Origin of the sequence: Paenibacillus glycinis (assembly GCF_009909185.1) — a bacterium.
Taxonomy (GTDB): Bacteria; Bacillota; Bacilli; order Paenibacillales; family Paenibacillaceae; genus Paenibacillus_Z; species Paenibacillus_Z glycinis.
This window is the reverse complement of record NZ_JAAAMV010000026.1, coordinates 25,858-50,229: the sequence shown is the minus strand read 5'-3', so window position 1 is coordinate 50,229 and position 24,372 is coordinate 25,858. Positions and strand designations below refer to the sequence as shown.

General features: G+C 56.1%; 19 protein-coding genes. 5 read left to right on the top strand and 14 right to left on the bottom strand.

Going from position 1 to position 24,372, the window contains the following annotated elements; translation table 11 throughout:
- Nucleotides 1-6: 6 nt before the first annotated feature.
- The 6 genes from GT019_RS25635 to GT019_RS25610 form a co-directional block, all read right to left on the bottom strand.
- Nucleotides 7-1,044: an alpha/beta fold hydrolase gene (locus GT019_RS25635; RefSeq protein WP_235949321.1), complete on the bottom strand. Its 1,038-nt coding sequence runs from the start codon at nucleotides 1,042-1,044 to the stop codon at nucleotides 7-9.
- Nucleotides 1,045-1,265: 221 nt separating this feature from the next.
- The gene (locus GT019_RS25630; protein WP_161746288.1) at nucleotides 1,266-1,730 is read right to left on the bottom strand and encodes an MEKHLA domain-containing protein; all 465 of its coding nucleotides are present in this window, start codon (nucleotides 1,728-1,730) and stop codon (nucleotides 1,266-1,268) included.
- A 221-nt stretch (nucleotides 1,731-1,951) separates the two neighbouring features.
- Nucleotides 1,952-3,058, bottom strand: a complete 1,107-nt coding sequence (locus tag GT019_RS25625) for a GerAB/ArcD/ProY family transporter (protein WP_268896089.1) — start codon at nucleotides 3,056-3,058, stop codon at nucleotides 1,952-1,954.
- Nucleotides 3,055-4,215 (bottom strand): Ger(x)C family spore germination protein, encoded by a 1,161-nt coding sequence (locus GT019_RS25620; protein ID WP_161746286.1) that lies wholly within the window; start codon nucleotides 4,213-4,215, stop codon nucleotides 3,055-3,057. Before GT019_RS25620 ends, GT019_RS25625 begins: the two co-directional genes overlap by 4 nt.
- Nucleotides 4,212-5,591: a spore germination protein gene (locus GT019_RS25615; RefSeq protein ID WP_235949319.1), complete on the bottom strand. Its 1,380-nt coding sequence runs from the start codon at nucleotides 5,589-5,591 to the stop codon at nucleotides 4,212-4,214. The genes GT019_RS25620 and GT019_RS25615 overlap by 4 nt, the downstream gene beginning before the upstream one ends.
- Before the next feature lie 147 nt (nucleotides 5,592-5,738).
- Nucleotides 5,739-6,035, bottom strand: a complete 297-nt coding sequence (locus GT019_RS25610; protein ID WP_161746284.1) for a putative quinol monooxygenase — start codon at nucleotides 6,033-6,035, stop codon at nucleotides 5,739-5,741.
- Between the two features lie 523 nt (nucleotides 6,036-6,558).
- On the opposite strand from GT019_RS25610, the gene GT019_RS25605 reads away from it, so the two are divergent.
- The 3 genes from GT019_RS25605 to GT019_RS25595 all read left to right on the top strand — a co-directional run bounded on the left by GT019_RS25605 (nucleotide 6,559) and on the right by GT019_RS25595 (nucleotide 8,220).
- Nucleotides 6,559-7,155 carry a nitroreductase family protein gene (locus GT019_RS25605; protein WP_161746283.1) on the top strand — a complete coding sequence of 199 codons (597 nt, stop codon included), beginning with the start codon at nucleotides 6,559-6,561 and terminating at the stop codon, nucleotides 7,153-7,155.
- Between the two features lie 236 nt (nucleotides 7,156-7,391).
- Nucleotides 7,392-7,598 (top strand): helix-turn-helix transcriptional regulator, encoded by a 207-nt coding sequence (locus GT019_RS25600; RefSeq protein ID WP_161746282.1) that lies wholly within the window; start codon nucleotides 7,392-7,394, stop codon nucleotides 7,596-7,598.
- A gap of 70 nt (nucleotides 7,599-7,668) precedes the next feature.
- A complete protein-coding gene (locus GT019_RS25595) occupies nucleotides 7,669-8,220 on the top strand; it encodes a VanZ family protein (protein WP_161746281.1) in 552 nt (183 codons plus the stop codon).
- Nucleotides 8,221-8,716: 496 nt separating this feature from the next.
- Here the strand turns inward: GT019_RS25595 and GT019_RS25590 are convergent, their stop codons facing one another.
- The 4 genes from GT019_RS25590 to GT019_RS25575 are packed head-to-tail and all read right to left on the bottom strand — an operon-like array spanning nucleotide 8,717 to nucleotide 11,472.
- On the bottom strand, nucleotides 8,717-9,484 hold the full coding sequence (locus GT019_RS25590; RefSeq protein ID WP_161746280.1) for an ABC transporter permease: 768 nt from the start codon (nucleotides 9,482-9,484) through the stop codon (nucleotides 8,717-8,719).
- The gene (locus GT019_RS25585; RefSeq protein ID WP_161746279.1) at nucleotides 9,485-10,246 is read right to left on the bottom strand and encodes an ABC transporter ATP-binding protein; all 762 of its coding nucleotides are present in this window, start codon (nucleotides 10,244-10,246) and stop codon (nucleotides 9,485-9,487) included.
- Between the two features lie 15 nt (nucleotides 10,247-10,261).
- Complete coding sequence (locus GT019_RS25580; RefSeq protein WP_161746278.1) at nucleotides 10,262-11,128, bottom strand: pentapeptide repeat-containing protein; 867 nt, start codon at nucleotides 11,126-11,128, stop codon at nucleotides 10,262-10,264.
- Between the two features lie 14 nt (nucleotides 11,129-11,142).
- Complete coding sequence (locus GT019_RS25575) at nucleotides 11,143-11,472, bottom strand: PadR family transcriptional regulator (protein ID WP_161746277.1); 330 nt, start codon at nucleotides 11,470-11,472, stop codon at nucleotides 11,143-11,145.
- A 273-nt stretch (nucleotides 11,473-11,745) separates the two neighbouring features.
- Here GT019_RS25575 and GT019_RS25570 point away from each other — a divergent pair, with 273 nt between their 5' ends.
- Nucleotides 11,746-12,990, top strand: a complete 1,245-nt coding sequence (locus tag GT019_RS25570; protein ID WP_161746276.1) for an ATP-binding protein — start codon at nucleotides 11,746-11,748, stop codon at nucleotides 12,988-12,990.
- 141 nt (nucleotides 12,991-13,131) lie between these two features.
- On the opposite strand, the gene GT019_RS25565 is transcribed toward GT019_RS25570, so the two are convergent.
- Nucleotides 13,132-15,078 (bottom strand): glycoside hydrolase family 127 protein, encoded by a 1,947-nt coding sequence (locus GT019_RS25565; protein ID WP_161746275.1) that lies wholly within the window; start codon nucleotides 15,076-15,078, stop codon nucleotides 13,132-13,134.
- 132 nt (nucleotides 15,079-15,210) lie between these two features.
- Between GT019_RS25565 and GT019_RS25560 the strand changes: the two genes are divergently transcribed.
- Nucleotides 15,211-16,065, top strand: coding sequence for a helix-turn-helix transcriptional regulator (locus GT019_RS25560; protein ID WP_161746274.1), 855 nt, complete (start codon nucleotides 15,211-15,213; stop codon nucleotides 16,063-16,065).
- Nucleotides 16,066-16,146: 81 nt separating this feature from the next.
- Here the strand turns inward: GT019_RS25560 and GT019_RS25555 are convergent, their stop codons facing one another.
- From GT019_RS25555 to GT019_RS25545, 3 genes are all read right to left on the bottom strand, one after another.
- Complete coding sequence (locus tag GT019_RS25555) at nucleotides 16,147-22,533, bottom strand: S-layer homology domain-containing protein (RefSeq protein WP_161746273.1); 6,387 nt, start codon at nucleotides 22,531-22,533, stop codon at nucleotides 16,147-16,149.
- Between the two features lie 115 nt (nucleotides 22,534-22,648).
- Nucleotides 22,649-23,488: a carbohydrate ABC transporter permease gene (locus GT019_RS25550; RefSeq protein ID WP_161746272.1), complete on the bottom strand. Its 840-nt coding sequence runs from the start codon at nucleotides 23,486-23,488 to the stop codon at nucleotides 22,649-22,651.
- Nucleotides 23,489-23,499: 11 nt separating this feature from the next.
- Nucleotides 23,500-24,369 carry a carbohydrate ABC transporter permease gene (locus GT019_RS25545; protein ID WP_161746271.1) on the bottom strand — a complete coding sequence of 290 codons (870 nt, stop codon included), beginning with the start codon at nucleotides 24,367-24,369 and terminating at the stop codon, nucleotides 23,500-23,502.
- Nucleotides 24,370-24,372: the final 3 nt, after the last annotated feature.

The following is a 24,372-nucleotide window of genomic DNA, read 5'->3' as shown; positions in this document are numbered from 1 at the left end:
TGCCGGTTAATCCCTGGCTGCCTCGTACAATTTATTGGCCAGATATGCCGGCTGCGCATAGGCGGTCGTCATATGGTCGCCGTTGCCGGTAATCAGCCGAAACTGGCCCAGATGACCGGATTGGGCAGGGTTGAAGCCGTACTTGTCGCCCTGCGGCGCTGCCGTATCGGACGTGAAGTACAGATAGCTTTTCGGCAGGTTCAGCGCGTAAAATTTCTTCAAATCCAGCTTCTCGAGCAGCGGCGCGGCCGGCTCCGGTTTGGCGCTTTGATAGATTTGCTTGGCCAGGCCGTCGCTCGCCGTATTGACGAACCCGTCGCGGAACAATGGATACGGCATCGGAATGGTGTTGTTGCCGGAAGCTTGGATCAGCTGCGCGAAGGCATCCTGCAGCTCCGCGGGGAATTGGTCCGCCACGCTTTGCCCGTCGAGCGGCACGAAGGCGTCAAAGAAAACCAGACGGTGGATCCGATCCGGAATGCGTTCCGCGACCTTCTGGATGACCGAGCCGCCGAAGCTGTGTCCGACAAGCACGATGTCTTTCAGATTTTTGGACGTAATGTAGTCGACGACGGATTGCACGATCTGTTCATGCGTGACGTCGGGCTTGTACAAGCTCCCGTGGCCGGCATATTCGGGCGCGTAAGCGGCGTGGCCCTTTCGCTTCAATTCCGCGACGGTTTTGCTCCAGAAGCTTGCGTCGGTCCAAGAACCGTGAACGAGCACGAACGTCATGGGCAGCTGCTTGGCCGCTTTGGCGGCCGCGTCGGCGATCGCGCCGGAGGTGGCGTAGGATACGCCGTTCTTGATCGCGGGCTTCAGGGCATTTTGACCGTCAATCTGCAGATACCCCGTGGCCGCGTCGTAATAAAGCCGATCCGGGCTGATTTGATAAACCGTATATAAAGTGGTCTTAACGGGTAATGTAGAGGCGGACGAGGAAGCGGCCGCCTGCGCGAGGCTTGCATTCCCCCATGGCGCTCCGGCAAACAAGACGGCGGCGGCCAATGCGGCGCCTGCCAGCTTCTTCTTTGAGGTTTTCATGCGATTCGTACTCCTTGCATTGCTTTTTTCCATCATGCCGTTCTCCCTTCTTGTAACGAAGCGGTGGTTGTTCATCCTGCAGCTACGATACTAACAGGACGAGCAAAATCGAACCGTGACTTTATCACATAAACGGCTATCCAAATGTAGGAGACCATCCGGCGCAAACAAAAAAAGCAATCTTCTGCAAGAGAAGACTGCTTTTTGCTTTGCCGAATGGCCTATTCCAGATAACGGCACTCCCGAAACGTGGCGGCCTGTCCATGATTATGGCCGCTCTCGTCGATCAGATTCCACACCGTCGCCTCCAGAATATAAAATCTCCGGCCCGTGCTGGATATCCGAATGCCCGTATAGTTGTCGACGAAGCCCTGTTCGCCGACGGTTTGCAGGAAGCGGCTCCGCTCCTCGCGTTCCATGGGCTCGGCCGTCAATCTCGACGGGGTGCGCGTGAACGCGCTCCAGTCCATTTCCCACTGCGCCTGGGCGGCGAGGTTGCCGAAATTAAGCACCGGATCCGGCTCCAGCCCGTGGGACAGGACGACGAACGGGCTATGATACAACCGTTCGAATTCCTCGCCCGGCCTCGGCTCCTCTGCCAAGAGCTTCTTCCCCGTCAAGCGCTCGTAACTCGCGACAATGAGTCGCGCATGCTCGTTTGTCGCCCCGATTCCGGTTAGCGTCATGCTGTTGTTCCCCTCTCCATCCGATGATTGCTTCCATGCTGACGCGATCCTTGCGGTCAAGCGGAACGTACGCCATGCTTATCAGAATCGGCGTACATGACCTGATTGTAAACGGCGGCACGCCATGCAAGCAAATAACGAAATTACGATCATCGATTAATATATTTATGGAAGGGATTCCGCTAAGTGCCCGTCTTCATATGGCCTTCTCGTCGCGGATGCTATGAGTTTTGCTGCTCGCGCGCAGGCGGCGACTGGCCCCTTATCAAACTGACGAGCAGCAAGATGATCGGCAAGCCTACGATGAAGATCGGGAAAATATAGATGATCCAAACGAATTTCGCAAAATCCAAAATGCCGATCACATTCGCGGGTACCAGGGATATCGCGAAAATAACGGCCGCTACGAAGCCGATCATGATTCGCCAGTTCTTGACGCCAAGCAGCTGCGCCGTTCCGTAGCTGTTGATGAACAAATAAATCGAGAGCTTCACGAATACGCTGAAGATCCAGATGCACATAATCCAGACGTCCATGTTTTGAATGAATTCGAGGTAATTGATAAACCTGACCATGCTGAAATACGGGAAGATCAAGGTCGATCCGATATTGGTGCCGAAGGTCATGATGACCATGATCGCCGTCACGACGGCGATCATGGACGGAATGCAGATCGCCAGCAACGCCGGCTTAAGCATCTTTCGCGAATTCGCGATAAACGGCGTTAACATCATGATCATCATGGATTCTCCCAGAAACGATGCATTCACCAGCGAACCCTTCAATATGGGGATCGCCCCGGAGTCCGCGTAGATGGGCAATAGAAGATCCGGATGCAGATTCGAGATATTCAGCGCAAACGTTATCATAATGCCGAGCAGAAGCGACGGTCCGGCCAATTCGCTGAACCGGGCGATCGCTTCGATCCCGCCGGCGAAATTGATGTAGACCATGGCGGCGACCATCAGCATCGCGATGACCCAAACGGGCGTATCGTGAAACAAAAATTGCTTAATAAACAAGGAGAAGATGCGCAATATATCCGCCGATACCGAGAACCATACCGCGATATACAGGCCGGCGATCAGCTTGCCGATCCACTTTCCGAGAAGCTTCTGCGCAAACTCCACCAGCGTAAGCGAAGCATGGCGCTGGCTGACGCGCGTCAGGATCAGCGTCACGAACAATCCGATGACGCCCGCCACCGCAAGAGAGATCCAGGCATCCTGCCTAGCAATCTCGATCGACGGCGAGACCGTCAGCCAAATGCTCATTGAAATCTCCAATGTCGTGAACATGCAAAACAACTGCCAGGGCGTAATTCTCATGTTCTGTCTCCGATTCCCGGGATTCGCTTGCCGATGCCGCCCGTATACTGTATTTTCAATTTGACGCTGACCGCTACCTCGACGGCGGGGAAGAGCCGATCCCATTTGTTTCGAAGCCCTTTCCACTGGCGAGGATGTTCTCTGTGGAATTCTTCGCCGATTCCGAACACGTCCTGTCCATATTGCTGCTGTACTTTCTTGATCGTCGCTTCGACTTGCTTGGCTTTGATATCGTTCAGCTTGCGCTCCAACGGCCTGCGCTCGGAGGAGGCGGACAGATCGATATTCGTATTGTTTTCGAGCACTCTTCCGACCCCTTCCAGCTTTATGTAGGCCTTCAGCCGATTGCCGACGATTTCGGTGCGAACGGTTTTTTTCAAGTTGGATTCATAGAGCGAGATGGTGCCTTCTCCCGTTTCCTCCATGATGAATTGGTTTTTCAGCACGCCCTTCACCCAGAACATCTCCAAGGATTCGCGTCCGCTCACTTCCCCGACCATCTGCAGGTCCCGATTGAAGATGGCCACGGATTTCACTTCGATGATTTCGTCTTTTTCTTTGCCGTTCTTCGCCGAGATCTCGACCATCGGCATGGAAGGACGAATGCCGTCGCGACCGACATCGAGCAGCACATCGCGCAGGGCCGTATCCCCCAATCGGCAAAATCGGTCTTGTTCGACCGCCACGATCGCCGAGAATTGATTGAACGGACTTTTGACTTCCAAGATGTCCCTGCCGTCTCCGTTATTCACGACAAAGATGTCCGTACGCATCCGCGTGTCGGTATTCCGCGTAAATTGATCCATGATATCGGTTATCCCTTTGCGCGCCAAGCTTTCGCCGATGAAGATGGACCTGCGGTGTCCGAGAAAAATCTTGCGGGGCAGTTTGTCCTGCACTTGCTGCTCCAAATCCACGATGGACGAACCGGTCGCCGATATGACGATATTGGCCCGCTTCCCGCTTCCCCCGCCTCCGCCCGACGTCCTGAAACCGGCGGGAACCGCGATCTGGGCGCTTTTTTTAAGCTTGCCGTCTTTCGACAAATCCAGCCCGGTGCCGATCCAGAACGCGTAATCGTTAATTTCGTTCCGGTCCCAACACCCGGTTATGAAAGCGAGCGCGGTCAACCAGACGATGGCGCTTATTTTCCTCATGGTTTTTTTTGCTCCGATACGTACCGTTTATTCATTCGCACAAACGCATCCTTCCAGAAGTTTTTTCCGATCGGAGCGATCGGCATCAAATACGGCATGCCGAACGACTTCAGCGCCACAAGGTGGATCAGGATGAATATGAGCCCGATCGCGACGCCGTACAGACCGAGAAAACCGCCGGCGATCAGCAGCGGAAACCGCAGCAGCCGAAACGGCAGGGCCAGGCTGTAGCTGGGGAAAGCGAACGATGCGATGCCGGTGCCGGCAACGATCATGACGATCGGAGCGGAAATAAATCCGGCTTGTACCGCCGCCTCCCCGATGACGAGCGCCCCGACGATACTCACGGCCGACCCGATCGCTTTCGGCAATCGAAGGCCCGCTTCCCGCAACCCCTCGAACATCAACTCCATCAGCAGCGTTTCGATGACGGTGGGGAACGGAATCCCTTCTCTGGAGGCCGAGATGCTAAGCATCAGCGCCAGCGGAATCATCTGCGGGTGAAACGTCGTAAGCGCAACGTAGACGGATGGAAGCAGGCAGGACAACATGGCAAGCAGCAATCGCAGCAATCGGACCGCCGAGACGTAGATGAAGCGCTCGTAATGGTCCTCCGCCGCCTGCAGCCCGGCCCAAAACGTCATCGGCATGAGCAAGGCGTTCGGCGAGCCGTCGACGATAATGGCAACCCTCCCTGCCAATAAACTCGCGGATAGCGTATCCGGCCGCTCCGTATTTTGAATTTGCGGGAATAAAGACCAGCTTTTATCCTCGATATACTCTTCGATATAACCGGAATCCAGCAGCTGATTCGTGCTGAACGCATCCAGCCTTCTTCGGACCTCTTGAAGAAGCTCCGGTTTGACCTTCTCCTCGATATACGCCACGACGAACTCCGTATTGGTCAGCTCGCCTGCTTGATGCTTGTCGAATTTCAAGGTCGGGTGACTGATTATTCGGCGAATCATGCTTAAATTGGTTTTCAGGTCTTCGGTGAACCCTTCGCGCGGACCCCGAATGGCGGCTTCGTTCGAGGGCTCGGCGATAGCGCGTTGGTTGAACGCGGTCAGTTCCGCCACGTAGGCGAAAGGCTTGCCGTCGATAAAAATAGCCGTGCTGCCTTTCAAAACCTTGGCGACCACTTCCGACAGGTAATGAACGCTTTCATACTGCGTCAGCCGCGTGAATTCGCGACTGATCATGCATGCCGATATAATCTGTTCCAATTTCGCCGCGTCCGTCAGCTCTTCGATATAAACGAGCAGAATGTCGGCTTGATCCGGCAGCGTTAACGGTCGAAATACAATGTCCGCGCAATTGCGGAGAATGCGCTGCAAGGCATCGTGATTGATCGCGACGCTTTCGTCCACATCCATTGGAAATTTTTCCTCCATGACACGTACCGGCCCTTTCCGTAACCTCGATACACTTGCAGCGATTTGGGTTTAGTCTAGGTAAAAGAAGAGAAGCACCGCGGCAGCGGTGCTTTGCTTGTCTTCCGAAGGCGGAACATCGACTTGCCGCTATGCGTTCGCGATGATGTTCAACCGATAGACTTCGCGCGTATCCAACCACGCTTCCGCAGCTTGGCGATAAGCCCGGTAGTGGGAAGAAGCGATGTGCGCGTCAAGCGCGGCTTGATCCTGCCAGGTTTCATAAAACACGAATTGTTCCGGATGCTCCGCGCTTTCGTGCAGGACATAATCCAGGCAGCCCGCTTCGGCGCGCGAAGGTGCCGCGACTTTCAGCAATTCGTCCCGAAGCAGCCGCTCGTTCCCTTTCCGGGCTTTCAGTATGGCGACGATGGTAATGGCAGACACTGCATGTCCCCCTCTTGTGATTGATAAGCTTGATCGGCGCGCGAAACCGGCATGCTTCTCTTATTTTTTCCTCAATCGGGTTTAATAATCATGATGGTGCCGAATGAGGCCATATTTTTTTGATTCGCGCCCCAGTCCGATGCATCCGAGCCGCAACCGCAAATCGTCGACTCGAGCATCAACGAGCTTGAATGGCTGGACGAAGCGCGAACCGGGAAACGCGCCAAAGCTCAAGAACGCGACCGGAGGTAGCGGGATACGGCAAGCAAAAGGCTGCTATCTCGGGCTTTCGCTTGCGAGGACAGGCGGAGCGATGCCGCCGGACAACAAACCGACGTTCATCCTGAACGTCGGTTTGTTGCTCGCCACGCAGCTCTCGGACCGTAATTCATGGCACGCGGCTTCTCGATTCGGTCATGATTTTCGCCAAAATATCTTAACAATTAAACAGTTGACGCGTGCCTTAATTTCATGTATCTTAAATTTAAGATTTAAAACATTAAGTTATAGAGGAGAGATCACCGTGAGCAAATCTTATTTGGAAGCCGTCAAGGCCAGACGCACGTTTTACGGACTGAGCAAGGAAGTCGTCGTGCCCGCAGAGCAAATCAAGGAAATCGTAGGCGAAGCCGTTAATCATACCCCATCCGCATTCAACTCGCAAAGCTCGCGCGTTGTCGTACTGTTCGGAGAGCAGTCGGATAAACTGTGGAACATCACGAAAGAATCCCTCAGAAAAGTCGTTCCCGCCGAAAATTTCGCGGCAACCGAAGAAAGAATCAACGGTTTCGCGAACGGCTACGGCACGATTTTGTTTTTTGAGGACCAATCCGTCGTGAAAGGCCTGCAAGAAAAGTTCACGTCATACGCCGACAATTTCCCGATCTGGTCGAACCAGTCCTCGGGCATGCTGCAGCACGTCATTTGGACGGCGCTCGTCGCGGAAGGTCTCGGCGCTTCCTTGCAGCACTATAATGAGCTGATCCACGCCGAAGTGGCCCAAACGTGGGAACTTCCGGGCGAATGGAAGCTGATTGCGCAAATGCCGTTCGGCAAACCGACATTCGAACCGGGCGACAAGGAATTCATGCCGCTGTCGGATCGCGTGAAGTTCTTCTAATTGTTCGCAGCCTAAAAGATCGTCACATAAATACAGCGGCCGGACTAGGACATGGAGATCATGTCCTAGTCCGGCCGCTGTTTTCTTTGCCGCATAACTCCGATATTAACGAGAGCAAATCGTCTCCTTGAACATGTAACGCAAAGGTTATATGATGAGTAACAAAGGTTACAAGTCGTCGCTCTCCGCATGTCGTACCTGATTATGGAAAAAGACTAATCTCGAAGGAGAATAACATGAGTGAAGATAGCCTGGACAACACAATCAAAGTACAACGGGCCAAAATAGATCTTACCCAGGAGCAATTGGCATCGTTGGTCGGGGTAACCAGAAAAACCATCAACACGATCGAGAACGGCAAGTTCGTGCCGAGCACGCTGTTGGCGATTAAACTGGCAAGAGCACTGGGGGTAACGGTAGAAGAGCTCTTTATCCTCAAGTAAGCTTTGACGGGCACTAGGATCAGAACGCTATCGGTTCTAAAGGAAAACCGAGTCGGCCAAGGAGAATAAGATGACTAAACTAGAACGAATCAAAGCAGTCCTGCTATACGGCGTTTTCATCGGGTACCTGCTAGTATTGCTTAAAATATTGTTCTTATCGAGAGTTTCGGTCTCGGAGCTGTTCAATACCCAGAGGGCCGCGGTTCGGTCCATCAATCTCGTTCCTTTCGATACCATACGCGAATACCTGTCCGGCAGCTCTGCGAATCTAAGAAGATTCGCTTCCGCCAATGTGGTCGGCAATATCCTTATTTTCATTCCCCTGGGCGTATACCTGACAGCGCTTAAGCGCAATAAGAACGTACTCGCCAATCTATGCCTTATCTTGGCATTAAGCTTATTGGTTGAAATCATTCAGGGGCTATTAGGCATCGGAACGGCGGATATCGATGATGTCATTCTTAATGGTTTAGGCGGATGGATCGGGATTTTGGCGTATCAGTTTTTACGAATTATAGTACGGGGCCAGAAGAACGCTCTTACCGCGGTTACGGTGTTATCCGTAGTCATGGGGTTGCCAGTTATCTGCTACTATTTGTTTTTCATCAAAATGAGATTCTGAAGGTCCGCCTGCATAATAAAAAAACCCTGGGGGGCTTTCACTCGCTTTCTTCCGCTTGATTCCACTTGGCGATGATTTCTTTGGTACAGTCCGAGCAAACGAACGTAGATAAGCTATCGGGGTCTACTTCGCCGGATTGGCTTGGAAGATTAGCGAGCCATTTATATTGCCGACAAACTGTACAAAACACTTGAAATGAAGCTCCGCGCAACAAACCACTTCCTTCTGCGAATTTACTTATGACAATAAATACTATGCAGCCGCGCATGTTAAATTTACTCACTTCATTTATGCCGTACCTAAAGTTTACCTAAAGGCGATTGGCAGAGGCTGTCGAGAATGCATTTCCGACAGCCAAAATCCGGGGGAAAGGCGTTCCCCCGGATGAACGCGAGCATATCTTCTTGCAGTTTCGAAGCCTCCTGCCAGGCCGTGACGCATCGAAACGCTTTTCATTAAAATTAAACCTCTCCATTCGCCGTATCCATGCAATGCGTTATCCCCGCTTTTTGTACGCCCGTATCGCAAACGCATACGCGACGAGCGTAATGCCGACGCACCACGCAAGCGCGATCCAGATGTCGTTGCCCACCGGCCGACCCGACAGCAGCGCGCGGATGGACTCCACGATCGCGGTCACCGGCTGATTTTCGGCAAAAACGCGAACCACGGTCGGCATCGACTCGGTCGGCACGAATGCCGAACTGATGAAGGGCAGGAAGATAATCGGGTAGGAGAAGGCGCTCGCGCCATCGACCGTCTTTGCGGACAATCCGGCTATCGCCGCGACCCAGGTTAAAGCCAGCGTGAACAGAATCAGGATTCCGGCTACGGCCAGCCATGGCAGCACGCCCGCGGACGAACGGAAACCCATGATCAACGCGACGAGAACGATGACGACCACCGATATGGCGTTGGATACCACCGAAGTCAACACATGCCCCCAAAGCAAGGATGAACGCGAAATCGGCATCGTGTGAAACCGCTCGAGTATGCCCCGCTGCACGTCGGTGAAGAGGCGGTAAGCCGTGTAGGCCACTCCGCTGCCGATCGCCATGAGCAGGATGCCCGGCAGCAGGTAATTCACGTAATTATCCGTTCCGGCATCGATCGCGCCGCCGAACACGTAGACGAACAGCAGCATCATGGCGATCGGCGTGATGGTAACCGTGACGATGGTGTCCATGCTGCGGAAAACATGGCGCATGGAACGCCCGAGCATCACGCTGATATCGGTGAAGAAGCGGTTTTTTGTCGTTTCCATTTATTTGCCCTCCCGTTTGCCGATGATCGCCAGGAAGATCTCTTCCAGCGTCGGCTGTTTTTCAACATACTCCACTTGCGCGGCCGGGAACCTCTGTTTAAGCTCCGCGAGCGTGCCGTTCGCGATAATCCGTCCCTCGTGCAGAATGGCGATCCGATCGGCCAGCTGCTCCGCCTCCTCCAAATACTGCGTGGTGAGAAGTACCGTCGTGCCGCTGCCGGCCAATTCCTTGACGTTCTTCCATACCTCGATGCGCGCCTCCGGGTCAAGCCCGGTCGTCGGCTCGTCGAGGAAGATGATCTGCGGGTTGCCCACCAGGCTCAGGGCGATGTCGAGCCTGCGCCGCATCCCGCCCGAATACGTGGCTACCCTGCGATCGGCGGCGTCCGTCAAGCCGAAGCGCCGAAGCAAGTCGTCCGCAACCTGACGCGGATCGTCGAGGTAGCGCAGCTTGGCGATCAGGATCAGATTTTCGCGCCCGGTCAAAATTTCGTCCACGGCGGCGAATTGCCCGGTCAGGCTGATCGCCTGCCGCACCTTCTCGGGGCTCGACGCCACATCGAAGCCGTTGATCGCGGCGGTTCCGCCGTCCGGTTTGAGCAGCGTGGCGAGGATTTTGACGCATGTCGTCTTGCCTGCCCCGTTGGAGCCGAGGAGGGCGAAGATGCTTCCCTTTTCCACTTCGAAATCAACGCCTTTTAAGACTTGAAGCTGCTTGTAGGATTTTTGCAGTCCTTTTACTTGAATGGATGCGGTTGGCATATGATTTTCCCTCCCTTAAATAATCGTCACGTTGGACAGATTGGCTCCGATGCCTTTGAGCGCGGCGTACGTCAGCTTATCCATCGCGGCGCCGTCGAACGAGATCGTCTTGATGGTGCGGTAATACTTATTCGTCAAGGAGAAGAACGGAATGAACGACACGTTTCTAAGCGTTGCGCCCTTGAACGAAGCTTCGTTCAACGCGGACTTGTCGAACTTGACGCCGCTAAAGGTCTGCCCGTCGAAGCGCTGTCCGCTCAGATCGCAGCTTTCGAAGCTCGCGCCGTTAAAGGAGCATCCTTGGAAGATCGTTTTTCTGAGGTCCATCTTGCTCAGCGTAACGTCGGTCAGATTGACGTCCTTGAAGGCCGCGCCGTCCAGTCCCGCTATGCTGAAGTTCGTGCGGACAAGCCGCGATTGACGGAAGCTCGCATTCGCGAGATCGACGGCCGACAGGACGCAGTCGGTCAGATTGGCGCCGTCGAAATTCGCTTCGCGCATGTCGCTGCTCTTGAACGAGCTCCCGGTCAAGTCCGCCCCCGAGAAATCCGAGCCGTGCAGCGCGCTCGCATTGAATTGTCCCTTGTGCGCGGTCACGCCCGCAAAGTCGCTCTGCGTCAGGTTGCTCGCGCTGAAGTTGGTCAGCACCTGCCGCTCCAGCGAACGGGAAAGGTTGGCGACCTCCATGATCGTTTGTTCGATGTCGCCGATGCTCGCGATGGTCATCGCGAACGCGGTCTCGTCGTCTTTGCCTTCGGATTTCAATTCCCGGTACCGCTCCTGCAGATCGGACAGCAGGTCGGCCTTCAATTCAGTGACGCTCTTCACGCCGTCGTACGGGGTGAAAACACCGTTCAAATAGTTCGTCAATTTCGCATTCATCGCCACGCATCTCCTCATAATAAATTTTCTAACACGCGCTGTGCATAAGCCCAGTTGCTTTTGTTGCGGGCGTAAATATCCTTGCCCTTCTCGGTAATCCGGAAATACTTGCGCCGTCCGCCCTGCGATTCGTCGCCCCAATACCATTCGATATCGCCGTCCGTCTCCAGCCGTCTGACGCTGGAGTACATCGTGGCTTCCTTCAACTCGTACTCGCCGCCCGATCGATCCGCGATCAGCTTGACGATCTCGTAGCCGTAGCGGTCCGCTTCGGACAATAGCCGTAAAATCATGGTATCCGTATGTCCGCGCAGCAGATCGGATGTGATTTTGTTCTCGCTCATCTCCTCACCTCCACATCAACATCATAAGACATATTACTTTGACTGTCAAGGTAGTTTTTTAATTACGATACTCTGTCTAGAACAACTCGTTCCGCCAAAACAAAAAAACCGCGCGATGCGCGCGGTTTACTGGCGTGTTATGCTGAAGGCACCCGCGTATATTGTTGCGGGAAGCCGCATTTTGGAAGTTAAAGAAGAACAATGGCGAAATAAAGGAGATTGTCTACTTTTCTAGAAAGAAGAGCGTAATCCTAATGAAGGGAACCCAGCCGAATGCACTTTCATTCAGACTTGATCCTCAATGCGTTGATTATTTTTCTGCCCTTGATTTTTTATCGCCTTGTTTTCAAATATAAAAATCCGATTCTTCTGTTCTTGCTATTTCTTGTTCCGTTAATCATCACGATGACCTTCCCGGTCGCAATGTTCCAATCGGTGCTGGACCTGAGGGGAATTCCGCTTATTCTAGGCTCCTTTTACGGCGGCATCTATACCGCTTCGCTTTTGTTCGGAAGCCTTATCGCCTACCGGCTGATTTTGGGCGGCATCGATCTATGGCATTATACGATGGCTCTGCTGCCGACGGCCGCGCTCGTGCTCGCATCCTTTCGGGCTTTTGCGGGGGCCAATGCCAAAAAACGGATGCTCATGGTCTTCGGCGTCTGTTTATTTTTGCGCGTGACCGTCGTGAATCTATATCTCCTGCTCGAAGGACGCGAAAATTTCTTTGCCGCTACTTTCTTGCCCAGTCTGCCTATCATTCTCGTGCAATGCATCATGGCGGCCTTATGCGTGTTTATGATCGAAACCATTCGCAATCAGATGCGAATGCAAGAAGAGATGATCAAATCGGAGAAGATGAAAGTCGTGAGCGAGATCGCCGCGTCCGTCGCGCATGAGGTTCGCAATCCGTTGACCGCTGTCAGAGGCTTTATCCAATTGCTGTCCGACCCCAAGCTCAGCGACCGCAAACGGCAAGAATTTTCCGTCATTACCTTGGAAGAGCTCGATCGCGCGGAGTCCATTATTTCCGATTATTTATCGCTGGCCAAACCTCAAAACGAGAAACTTGAACCTATTTTTTTGGAGGTGGAGCTGCTAAAAGCATGTCAACTGCTAAGTTCCTACGCAAACCTGCAAAACGTCGAAATCGAAACCGATTTCGCTGCGCCCGCTGCCGTTCGCGGCAACAAGTCGAAATTCAAGCAAGCCATGATCAATATCGGCAAGAATGCGATCGAGGCCATGCCCGACGGGGGGAAGCTGGCCCTGAATTACGTGACGGACGAGCATGCGCGGACGGTAACGATCACGATTCGCGATACTGGAGTAGGAATGAACGCGGAGCAGCTCAAGCGGCTCGGCTCGCCCTATTATTCGACGAAGGATAAAGGCACCGGTCTGGGGACGATGGTTATTTTCAGCATCATACGCGGAATGAACGGGCACGTCGAGGTACAAAGCAAGGAGGGCGCGGGTACGACGTATCTCATCCGATTGCCGTTGCATGGCCGATGACAGTTTGCCATCGATGTCGCCCGACTATGGAGCGGCCAGGTCAGCCAGGTCGAATAGCAAGGGCTGCCGACCCTTGGGCCGACAGCCTTATTTAAGGTATTTCAATTCCGCCTAACGGGTAATTTCCCGCCGATGCTGCCCTCAGACGCGCAGCCAGACACTCATCTCGCCCGGTTCGCGGTTGCCCCACAGGAAATAAGGAATCGCCTTGAATCGCACGGGCTTGTCTAGCTTTCGCAGCGGCCGATACGGCAACCCCTCCTCCGGCCAGGCAGTCTCGTCCGCCGCGAGTCCTTCCCCTTCCACCACGATGCAGCCGTCCAGCAGCCCGTCGCCGAGCCGCTCCGACAGCTTCGGATCCACTGCCAACGAAAGCGAGGACAGCGGAGCGGCGTTATCCGCTTCCTCGAGGCAATAGACGAGCGGGCCGCGCTGGATGGCGGCTTTGCCGGCATCTGCCCGGATGAGCGGATGGGCGGCGACCAGCTTCGTCTCCAGCGGCAGCAGCCACTCCAGCTTATCGCCTTCCGCCCAATTGCGCTCCACTTTCGCGTATCCGTTGTCCATGCGGAAGGTTTGCGGTTGCCCGTTAACGTGCATTGCCGGCGCGGCGCTCTGGAACCACCCGGGCACGCGCAGCGCGAGCTCGAACGCGGCGCTCTCTCCCCCCTCCGGCAGCGACACCTCGAACGCGACCCGCCCGTCCCACGGCAAGCCGGACCGCTGGCGCAGGTTCACCCGGCGGCCATCGAGCTCGAACGAGGCTTCGCTGCCAATGAACAGATGCGTATAAAGCGTTCTGCCGTCCTCGGACACGTCGTAAATGTAATCGCTCAGCGAGCTGAGCAGCCGCGCTACGTTGGGCGGGCAGCAGGAGCAGCCGAACCATTTCTGGCGCGCCGGCTTCACGTGGTGCCGGTCCGGATTCTTGGCGCTCGCCTCCGGCCATACCTCGAGCGGATTCACGTAGAAGAAATGCTTCCCGTCCTTGGACATGCTCCCGAGCACGTTGTTGTACAGCGCGCGCTCCATGACGTCGGCGTAATCGCTCTTCGCTTCGAGCCGAAGCATCCGTCGCGCCCAGAAGATCAAGCCGATCGAAGCGCACGTCTCCGCGTACACCGTGTCGTTCGGGAGATCGTAATCGAACGAGAACGCTTCTCCGAGATGCGTCGAACCGATGCCGCCGGTAATGTACATCTGCTTGCCGGTCGCATTCGCCCATAACCGTTCGCACGCTTCGCGCAGCCCGGCGTCCCCCGTCAGGCGCGCCAAGTCGGCCATCGCCGCGTACATGTAGACGGCCCGCACGGAATGGCCGGCGGCGACGGATTGCTCGCGAACGGGCAGGTGGCTTTGGTTGTACTCCAGATTCGGCGCCGACGCGATGCCCTGCACCCAGTGGCTCGTCCGTCCGCGGCGTTCCCATTCATCGACGAAATAGTTCGGCTTGCTGCCCCGTTCATCGATGAAGTACCGGCTGAGGTTCAGGTAACGTTCTTCTCCCGTCAGAGCGAACAATTTGACCAGCGCCAGCTCGATCTCCTGGTGCCCGCAGTACCCGCGGATCTGGCCCGGCTCCGTTCCGAAGCGGCGATCGATCAAGTCGACGAACCGGCAGACGATCTCCAGCAGCTTTCGCTTGCCGGTCGCTTCGGCATACGCGACGGCGGCTTCGATGAAGTGGCCGGCGCAATAGAGCTCGTGCGCGTCGTGCAGATTCGTCCATTGCTTGCCGGGCTCCTTGATCGTAAAGTACGTATTCAGGTAACCGTCTTCGAATTGCGCTTGTCCGATCAGATCGATCGCCCCGTCGGCGATCCGCTCCAATTCGGGATCCGGATGGCGACGGAGGGAATGCCCGACCGCCTCCAGCCATTTGGCCAGATCGCTGTCCTGGAACACCAGGCCTCCGAATTCTCCCTCCTCCAGCCCGGCCGCGATGCGGAAATTCCGGATCGCGAAGCTGGGCGCCGCCCCTTCGATACGGTCATTCAGCGCTTCCCATTGGTAAGGGATCACGGTTTGGCGGACGAGCTCCGCGTAGTCGTTCCAGAATTCGTCTTGAATCCGAACCTGCTGCTTCATCTGAGATCCTCCTCGAAAACAATAGAAATTGACTCTTATCAGCTTCAAGTATATGCTTTTCGCAGCGGCCGAAATAGAATCGAATTGAACTTTTTTCTATAAATTCCGACACAGACAGGAGCTGCGGATCCCGTGAACCATGAAGCGATCATCGAGCTGCTCACGCCCCCGCTTCCCTATTATTTGGGCGCGGGCCGATCCGACTTTCGCATCGGCGAGCAGCACCCCAATCGAAGAAACCTGGGCATCTACGACCTGCTGATCATAGCGAAGGGAGAGCTGCATATCGGGGAGAACGGGCAGCAATGGGCCTTGACGGAAGGCGATACGATGCTGCTGCTTCCGAACGGAGAGCATTATTCGGTCAAGGCTTGCGAGCGGGAAACGTCCTTCTATTGGGTTCATTTCGAGCATGCGAACCGGCCGGCGGACGTCTCTTCGGCGCCAAACGCGGGGCTGGACTACGCGTCGCGGCCGTTCGGCAATCCCCATGCGCTGCGCATCCGCAAGCATGCCCGTCTGTCCGATCCCGAATCCGCATTCGGATTGGTACGGCAGCTGTTGGCGCTCCCGGCCGGCGATTCGTTCTGGGAAGAGCAGCATCTGTTGGCCGGTCTGTTGGCGATGCTGATGACGGGCGGAGCGGATGCAGCGGAATCGCCTTCGTCCCGGCTTGCGGAACGGGCGGCGGCTTACCTTCAGCAGAATTATCGGTCGGACATCACGAACGAATCGTTGGCGGCGGCGCTTCATTTTCACCCCAATCATATCGTCCGCTGCATGAAGTCGAGGTACGGCCGCACGCCGATTCATTATTTGCACGACTTTCGGCTGGAACGGGCAAAGCGGCTGCTCATCTCCACGGATTGGTCGATCGACCGCATCGCCGGGGAAGTCGGGTTCCGTTACGCCCCCTATTTCTCCGCCTGCTTCAAGCGCGGCATCGGCTTGTCTCCGCTTCGGTTCCGCAAGCAGTATTGGCATTGAGGAATGACCGCGCTATCGGCAAAGGATAGAAAGAGAGCACATGATTTCGAACGTCATGTGCTCCCGTACTCCAAACCGCCTTTAATTCATAAAATGCACGAACTTCAACAACCGCGTGATCATGACGGCGGCTTCGGCCCGACTTGCGTCCGCTGCGGGCGCGATCGCCGTCTCCGATTTCCCGCGGATGATGCGAGCGGCAACCAATTCGGCCATCGAAGGTTTCGCCCAAGAAGCAATGCTTCCGTTATCCGCGTATTTCCCGAGCATGGCGTCTACCTGATCCTGCACCCGGACGGATTGGCCCGCGTACTTCAGGGCAGCGGACAGCATCACGGCCATTTGTTCGCGGGTAAGGCGTTCATTCGGTCGGAATGAACCATCTTGGAAGCCACTCGCGATCCCCGCGCGAACCGCTTCGTTGATCGGTTCCGCGAACCAATCTCCCTCGGTTACGTCGCTGAAGCTTGCAGCCTTGGCAGCAGCTTGCAGACCGAGGGAACGAACGAGCAGCGCCGTGAATTCCGCGCGCGTAATGGACTCGTCAGGCGAGAAACGACGGAGCGCTTCCCCGTTTACGATTCGCTTGGAAGCCAGCAGTTCAATCTCCGGCTTGGCCCAATGGCCGTCGATGTCGGCAAACGTCCTGCTGCCCGAAGCCACGGTATAAATGCTATTCCCGTTGCGCTTGATCAAGGCTTCCGTATGGTCGCCATCGGCTTGAAACACGGCCGGAACAAACCGGAATGTCTCCGTGTCCGGGTCGAATACGAGCGCGGTCGCTTGGGTCGAATCTATCGATCCGGATAGGAGCATCGATCTTTCGAGATAAGCGCTGCCGAAATCGGTGATCTCGATCGACTGATCGTTTGCCAGCGCATGGATGCTGTAATCCAGCGAAGGACTAAGCAGCGTCAACCCGTCGCGGCTTGCTTGCACGGCGATTTGATTGGCCTCCTGGCCCGAGATTCTCTCGATCGCGATGCTGATCGTCATCTCCTCCAAGCCTACGCCAAGCTTCTTCGCCAAAGCGTCCAGGCCTAAAGCGTTGACCGGAATCTTGTAGCTGCCGAAATCCGTCCGTATCATGACGAACGCGCCCGGCATCTGCTTCACTACGTCCGCGAATGCAGACGACGGGATGTTCACCCTCGCGCTGCCGCCGTCATTTTTCAACGCGATCGTAACCGAAGTCAAGCCCGTTGCATGCGAGATTGCATGAAAGGCTTCCCGGAGCTTCTTCGAATCAATGGCTGCCACAGTCTCGGCTACGCCATCCCCGTTCGTCGTTCGAACGGTCTTGACCGCGTCCTGCCCCAGCATTACACCGTCGTCCGTCGGTTCCAGCGCCGGTTCTTGCGGCGTTGCCGCGCCCCCTCCGGCGGAGGGGTTCGAATCGGTTCCGGACGTAACGATGACATGAAACGTTTTCTCCATGTTGCCGTCGGAGGACTTCGCCGTAATGTCGGTTTGACCGGCGCCGACGGCCGTGACCAAGCCCGCTGCGGAGACATAGGCGACTTTAGCATCTGCCGAAGTCCACACGATCCGCTTGTTGTCGGCTGAAGCCGGCGCGACGGAGACATCGATCCGAGCCGTTGCACCCGGAGCCAGCTGCAGCCGGTCCGCCGTACTCGCCGATAAACCCGCGACCCTTACCGGGGCTTGAGCCGCGCTGCCCGATACGTCCACGCTGCCCAGGTTCAACCATCCGCCGTTATGCTGCTCGGCATTCGCAAAGCGGAATACCTTGGCATCGCTATTGACTTCCTCCAACGGATTGACATAGCGCATGAGGATTTGATAGCTTCCGTTGCTTAGTGCCGGATTGGCGGTCGATTCGAACAACCGGTTGCCGTCGAATCCGTTCGTATTCGGAAGAATGCCGCTCAGATCCCAGTCCGGCTCCCAGATTTTTACGATGCCTTCTCCCGATTGGGCGGCCAGCTCGACCTTCCAGTCGGCGTAGAACGGCGCGACGCCTCTGTTCTCCAGCTCCACGCCAACCTTCAAATTCCCGTCGGCTCCGTCCAGGTAGGCGGCGGGCGCATAATATTCATAGCCCATGCTTCGCGAACCTTCGGTTGCCCTTGCCAACGGCTCGGCAGCCAGCGGAGTTTGGAATACGCCCTGCGCGATCAGCCAGGAGGCATGGGTGAGATCGAGGCTGGTATAGTAATCCTCGCCTTGCGCGCCTTCGATCGGCGACGACGGCTCATCGTATATGGGCGGATCGTTGTTCCACATCTTCACTTGAATCTCCGGTCTCATCTCTCCGCCCATGCTGTTCCGCTTCCAGAAATCCGTGACCCCCGCGTCATGAACTCTCCCCCAGAAATGCCAGCTTTGTCCGCCCAAGCTTGGCGGGAGCGTCTGGAAAGCGAAGGAATCGTCATGATAGCCGACGTCGAAGTTCTTGGTCTGAAGCGTGCCGTTGTCCATTGGATAACGCAAGACGAGCTGCGTCTTGTCGAACGCGTCATCCATATCGGTCAGCACGCGTTTCAGATTGGCGTCGGTCGGCATCAGGTTAGGCGACTTCAAGTTCCCGTCGTAGGGATACGTGTGCCATTCGCCCCAGAACCCGATTAATCCGATCATGACGGAACCAATGCGGGGGTCGCCGTCGTAACGCGAGCCTAACGCGCCGATGAAATTATCCAACGCGCCAAGCAATCGCTCGTCATTATAATCCGGCGCTACGCTCGTCGCATCCTTGCCGTTGTCGTATTCCTCGTAATCGTACGTCTTCAGCCCTTCGTCGATCAGAAACCGCGGTATGCCCGACGGCTTGTTCGGATAATCCAGGTACACCCGGAATACGGCCTGATTGCCTCTCGCGGCCACTGCCGCAAGCCGTTTGTCCAGTTCGGTCCAATCGAAGTCGTCCAGATTGTTCATCAGCATATTGAGTGGCAGGTAGAAAAACTCCATGCTGTACGGCAGCTGGGACGGCCGATCCCGCCAATCGTCGCCGTCGTTGAAATAAGCTTCCTCCGAGGCATCGTAGAAAGGAAGAAAGCCCTTGAGCGGATTATCTACCGGCGCAGGCTGGTAAGCCAGCGCATGCGTCCCGGCTTCCCCTGCCCATGCCGGCGGGCTCGGATGTTCGACCGGTTCTTCCGTCGGTCCTCCCCCGGGTCCGCTCGTCCTGCCGGTCAAGGCGTAGATGCCGACCTGGTCGATGCTGAGGACATTGTCCGATTGGTTTTTCGGGCCGAACCCGAATTGAATTTGAAGCACCTTGCTTTTGTCGAACTCGGCGTCGCAGGCATCGCACGCCTGCCAGGCCGATTGGGCGAATGCGCCCCACGGAATTCTGACCATGCCTCGGTAGCCGGCGGCGATCGACAGGGAGCCTCCGCCTAGGGCGGTTGACTTCCAACCGTCGGCGGCCGCGTAGAACTGCACGGCTTCGCCTTGTTTTAACGAGAACTCGCCCTTGGGCGCGTCCGTAACAAGCGCCACGTTCAGATCCATCGTTTTGCCGCTTGGCGACGCGTTGTTGACCCAGAAGGTAAGTCCGTCGAACGCGGACCAATCGGTATCCGTCCCCGTAAACGCCGCGCGCTTGATATTGACCCAATCCGAAGCGGATCCGTTCGGAGGCGGAGATACCGAGAACTTCATCGCTTGACTGCCGTTCGAATAGTCGGCGTCGTCGATCGTCCGGCGCGCGGACGGTTCGCCGGACTCCCAATCGATGCGCCAGACGCTCTGCAAAGCGGCATCGTCCGCATACGATTCGAAATCGTCCAGCACTTTATCCGCGCGGTAGAGCACGATGTCGTCGATCGTGACGACGTTATGCACGTAACCCGCCGGCGGATAGCCGAACTGCAGCCCGTCGACTTCGCTCGGATCCAATGCGGCTGCGCATTCGGCCTGAACGCCGCCGCACTGCCATGCGGATTGAACGAATTGATCCCAAGGCACTCTTACGACGCCTCGGAAGCCTGCGGGAATGGCAAGCGAGCCGCCATTGAACGCCGCGGGGCGCCAGCTTCCGTCGGCGGCGAGCGTCAACGCCGACCCGCCTTCTTTCAAGCCGAACTCCCCGTTGGCCGCGGGCGTCTCCAGCGCGACGTTCAAGCTGAAATCCTTGTTGTCGCTCGTCGTATTGTCCACCCAGAAGCTTATTCCGTCGAAACGGGACCAGTCTCTACGGTCCGATGGGATGGCGTGAACGATGTTCGACCACTCCGAGTCGGCGATCGCGGCCGAAAGCTTCAAGCCCTTGCTTCCGCTTGCTTGGCCGAGCGCCCTTGTCACCGATCCCGGCTTGTCGGACCACGCCTCCGTCCATGCTTGACCGAGCGCGGCATCATCGGCGTAGGATTCGAAATTCTCGATGAGTCCCGGCGTCTCCGGTTCCGTTACCGGCGGCGTGCCCGTGTCCGGATCGGATGCCGCCTTATCCGTAAAGTAGATTTCATCGATCACGATCGTTCCCGTCGTTCCCCAGGACGCTTGCGCGATCGCGAGGCTCCAGATCGTCTGCGACAGATCCACGCCTTGCGCGGGCAGGTCGATCACGATGTCTTTATATTCGGTCGTGATCGTGTCTCCGCTGAATTGGCCGATCGTTTTCGTTACGCCGCCGATCGTTAAGCTGACCTGGCTCTCTTCGCCGCCGGCGGCCCCTTTCACCCGAAGCACCAGTTTGCCCGTATCGGATAGATTTCGTCCGATGTTCGTTTCCATCCGCGACATATTCTGGTACTGCAGTGTGAGCGCGCCGTCTTGGACAACGCCTGCGCCATTGCCATTGGCGAAATTCGTTGAACCGGTCCACTGATTCAGATCGTTCGTCGTGCTGCCGGACCATGCCGGCGTCCCGTCATAATTGTCCACGAGCAGGCGCTTCGGCGGCGCAGGCGGAGAATCCGGAGGCGGCGAACACGGCGAAGCGCAATCCCCGATCCGTACCGGTCCCAGATTCAGCCAGCCTGCCGCGTCCTGATCCGTATTCGCGAACCCGACTTGCTTAGCCTTGCTGCTAATGGCCTCTAACGGATTGACGACCTTCATCACGACATAATAATATCCGTCATTCAATCCCGGCGCGGCAATCGTCGCGTCGAAATAATAAGGTTCGCCGAACGGGACGTACTTCGGATCGCCGGGAACGTTCCACTCCGGATACGTCCGGATCTGCGAAGGCATCACCTTCGTCAGGTCCCATGCGGTATCCCATTGCTTCACGAGCTTACCCGAAGCGTTCTTCACGCCGAGCTCTACCTGCCAAGGGTAAGCGAAGGGAGCGACGCCGTTATTCTGAATAGAGACGCCGACCTTGAGCGGCTCGCCTTGCGCGACGTTATTATAATAGGCGTTCTTCACGTTCAGATCGTAGCCCATCTTTCTCACGCCCGCGGCTACGGCCGCATCGTCGGCCCGATAATTGCCGATGCCGCCTTGGTTGATCATCCAGGTCGCATGCGTCAGCTCGATATCGTCCATGGCATCGTCGACGTTCGCGCCGCCGCTGAAGAAGCTGCCCTGAATCTCCGGACGCACTTCCCCGCCGACGGACTGCGTGATCCATTGATTCTCCGAGCCGGCATCCAGCATCCGGGTCATGAACGAATAATAGGCCCCGCCCATGCTTTCCGGCTGCGTCACGCTTTGCAGCGGATCGCCTTCCTTGAAGCCGAACGAGTCGTCATGATAACCGATGCCGTAATCGCCCGCGTTAGGCAAGTCCGGATAGCGGACTTCAAGCTTCGTCGCGTTGAACGCGGTGTCGTATGCGCCGAATATCGCGTTGATCGTGTCCGCATTCGGCATGTAATTCGGATAACTGTCCGCGCTGGTATCCGTGTCGTAGGGATACGTATGCCACTCGCCCCATAATCCGACGAGGCCCATATGGATGAATCCGATGCGCGGATCTCCGTCGTACGCCGCGCCGAACGCTTTGATGAAGTTGGTCAGATACGTCACCATCAACGGATCGTCGTAATCCGGCTCGTCTTGGTCGAAGGTATCGTTGTGCCGCATTTCAACGCCGCTTTGGCGAATGAAATCCGGCATGGCATCCTCCTTGCCCGGATATTCCAGGTACACCCGGATCGCGGCCTGATTGCCTCTCGCCGCGATGGCGTTCAATGCCGGCTCCAAGCCCGCGGCGAACGTATACGAATCAGGGCCGTTCATGACTGCTTTGAGCGGAACATAATACCACTCCAGGCTGTGGGGGAACGAAGTCTCTGCCTCCCACGGATAGAACGGCGCGAAGCCATTGAGCGGATTGTCGAGCGGGCTTGGCGCGGCAGTCAGATCATGCTTGGCCAGCGCGCTATCCGGCGCAGGGCTCGGATACGGAACGGATGGCACGCGCGTTGGCTCGGAGCTTGCGTGCGCCCTGCCGGAGGGATTCGCATACAACGTGCTCATGAGCACGCACAGCACGAGAAAAACGTGAAAGGAAGCCTTCCTCGTGGGGGTTGACGATAATGGATACATCGATATCCTCCTCGTTGACTCTCTTGTAACCGCTTTAATTGCGCGTTAAAAAAAACGCCAAGCCGATTGAGAGGTTAGGCTTAGCGTATTGAGGCGCGTGCAATGACGCGGGCGATCATCCTTTATGCGCGCTGAACGCCACGCCTTCGATGAACTTCTTCTGAAAGATAAAGAACAGGATGATCATCGGAATGACGGCCATTAACGCCCCGGCCATCAAGATCGGGTAATTCGTGCTGAACATCGACACGAGCGTGGCCAGCCCGGATGACAGCGTGAGCTTATCGGGCGAGCTGTTGATGATCAGCGGCCACTGCAATTCGTTCCAGGACCACAGCAGCTGAATGATGACGATCGCGACCAAGGCGGATTTCACCAACGGCAGCATGATATAGCGGAACGTCTGAAACGGATTGCATCCGTCCAGGATCGCGGCTTCCTCCAGCTCTTTGGAGATGCCGAGGAAAAATTGCCGCAGCATGAACGTGGCGAACGGACTGACCAGCGCGCAGATCCATAGGGCCGTCACCGAATTGACCAAGCCCCATTTGCTCATCAGCAGGTATTGCGGCGTATAGAAGACCGGATTCGGCACCATCATGACGGAAATAATGACGAAAAACAGCAAGGTCCTGCCCGGGAATCGGATTCGCGCGAACGCGTATGCGGCCATCGAGCTGAACAGGACGGGGAATACCGTCTTCATCAGGGCCGTGAAGGCCGTGTTCAAGTAGTAATGCTTAAAGTCCGTTTTCTCGAACGCTTTCGCGTAGCTGCCGAAATCCGGATGGGACGGAAAGATCTTGACCGGAATTTGCGTCGCTTCCGTCACGGTTTTGAACGAAGTCAGAATCATCCAGCCGAAGGGGATGATCATGACGACGGATGCCGCGATCAGCACCACGTGGATGATCCAATTGTAATTGCGCTCGACGGCTTGCCGGCGATTCTCCATGCTCTTCCCCCTCAGTCGTAGGTCACCCATTTTTTCTGGAACGCAAATTGCAGGCCCGTCAAAATCAAGTTGATCACGAGCAGCATGTCGACGATGGCCGCGCCGTAATTTTGATCGTAATAGACGAAGGAGTTCTGATAATAGGCGTACACGAGGGAACGCACCTCGGGCAGCGCGACGTTCGTTTTGCCGATCAGCAGATAGATCGAATCGAATACTTGCGTGGCGCCGATCATGAGCACGATGGTCGTGAAAAACAACGTCGGCGTCAAGAGCGGCAGGGTGATATAGCGGAACTTGCGGAACCGAACGGCGCCGTCGATCGAGGCCGCTTCGTACAGCGCTTTCGGTATCCCCTGCAAGCCGGCTAGAATGAGCAGCATGTTAAGCCCGATCGCGCCCCATACCCCCACGATGACGAGCGCGAACATCGCGAACCTCGTATCGGAGATCCAGGCCACGTGCGTGCCGAGCAAATAGTTAATGAAGCCGTAGTCGCGGGCGAACAGCACGACCCACACCATGGCCGCCGCCGCGGGCATCGTCACCTGCGGCAGGAAGAAGATGACCCGGTACGCGGATAATCCGCGGATCTTCGCGTTGAGCAGCACGGCGAAGAACGTGGAAAACACGAGCGTGAGCGGCACGAACAGGACCATGTAATACAGCGTGTTTCCGAGGTTTTTCCAAAACTCTTTGTCCTTGAACAGCTTCTCATAGTTTGCCAAGCCGACCCAGTGGTTGACCATCCCGAAATTCTCGGATTTCAGAAAGCTCAGATAGATCGAATAGAAGGCCGGCCAGCTCCAAAATAAGACCGTTCCGAGCAAGGTAGGTGCAATCATGATATATGCCCATACATACCTGCTTCTCGAATTCATGGC

Excerpts from the sequence above, each read along its gene's own strand:
- GT019_RS25635 (WP_235949321.1), bottom strand. The coding sequence starts at position 1,044 with ATGAAAACCTCAAAGAAGAAGCTGGCAGGCGCCGCATTGGCCGCCGCC.
- GT019_RS25630 (WP_161746288.1), bottom strand. The coding sequence starts at position 1,730 with ATGACGCTAACCGGAATCGGGGCGACAAACGAGCATGCGCGACTCATT.
- GT019_RS25625 (WP_268896089.1), bottom strand. The coding sequence starts at position 3,058 with ATGAGAATTACGCCCTGGCAGTTGTTTTGCATGTTCACGACATTGGAG.
- GT019_RS25620 (WP_161746286.1), bottom strand. The coding sequence starts at position 4,215 with ATGAGGAAAATAAGCGCCATCGTCTGGTTGACCGCGCTCGCTTTCATA.
- GT019_RS25615 (WP_235949319.1), bottom strand. The coding sequence starts at position 5,591 with ATGGATGTGGACGAAAGCGTCGCGATCAATCACGATGCCTTGCAGCGC.
- GT019_RS25600 (WP_161746282.1), top strand. The coding sequence starts at position 7,392 with ATGAGTGAAGATAGCCTGGACAACACAATCAAAGTACAACGGGCCAAA.
- GT019_RS25595 (WP_161746281.1), top strand. The coding sequence starts at position 7,669 with ATGACTAAACTAGAACGAATCAAAGCAGTCCTGCTATACGGCGTTTTC.
- GT019_RS25590 (WP_161746280.1), bottom strand. The coding sequence starts at position 9,484 with ATGGAAACGACAAAAAACCGCTTCTTCACCGATATCAGCGTGATGCTC.
- GT019_RS25585 (WP_161746279.1), bottom strand. The coding sequence starts at position 10,246 with ATGCCAACCGCATCCATTCAAGTAAAAGGACTGCAAAAATCCTACAAG.
- GT019_RS25580 (WP_161746278.1), bottom strand. The coding sequence starts at position 11,128 with ATGAATGCGAAATTGACGAACTATTTGAACGGTGTTTTCACCCCGTAC.
- GT019_RS25575 (WP_161746277.1), bottom strand. The coding sequence starts at position 11,472 with ATGAGCGAGAACAAAATCACATCCGATCTGCTGCGCGGACATACGGAT.
- GT019_RS25570 (WP_161746276.1), top strand. The coding sequence starts at position 11,746 with ATGCACTTTCATTCAGACTTGATCCTCAATGCGTTGATTATTTTTCTG.
- GT019_RS25565 (WP_161746275.1), bottom strand. The coding sequence starts at position 15,078 with ATGAAGCAGCAGGTTCGGATTCAAGACGAATTCTGGAACGACTACGCG.
- GT019_RS25555 (WP_161746273.1), bottom strand. The coding sequence starts at position 22,533 with ATGTATCCATTATCGTCAACCCCCACGAGGAAGGCTTCCTTTCACGTT.
- GT019_RS25550 (WP_161746272.1), bottom strand. The coding sequence starts at position 23,488 with ATGGAGAATCGCCGGCAAGCCGTCGAGCGCAATTACAATTGGATCATC.
- GT019_RS25545 (WP_161746271.1), bottom strand. The coding sequence starts at position 24,369 with ATGAATTCGAGAAGCAGGTATGTATGGGCATATATCATGATTGCACCT.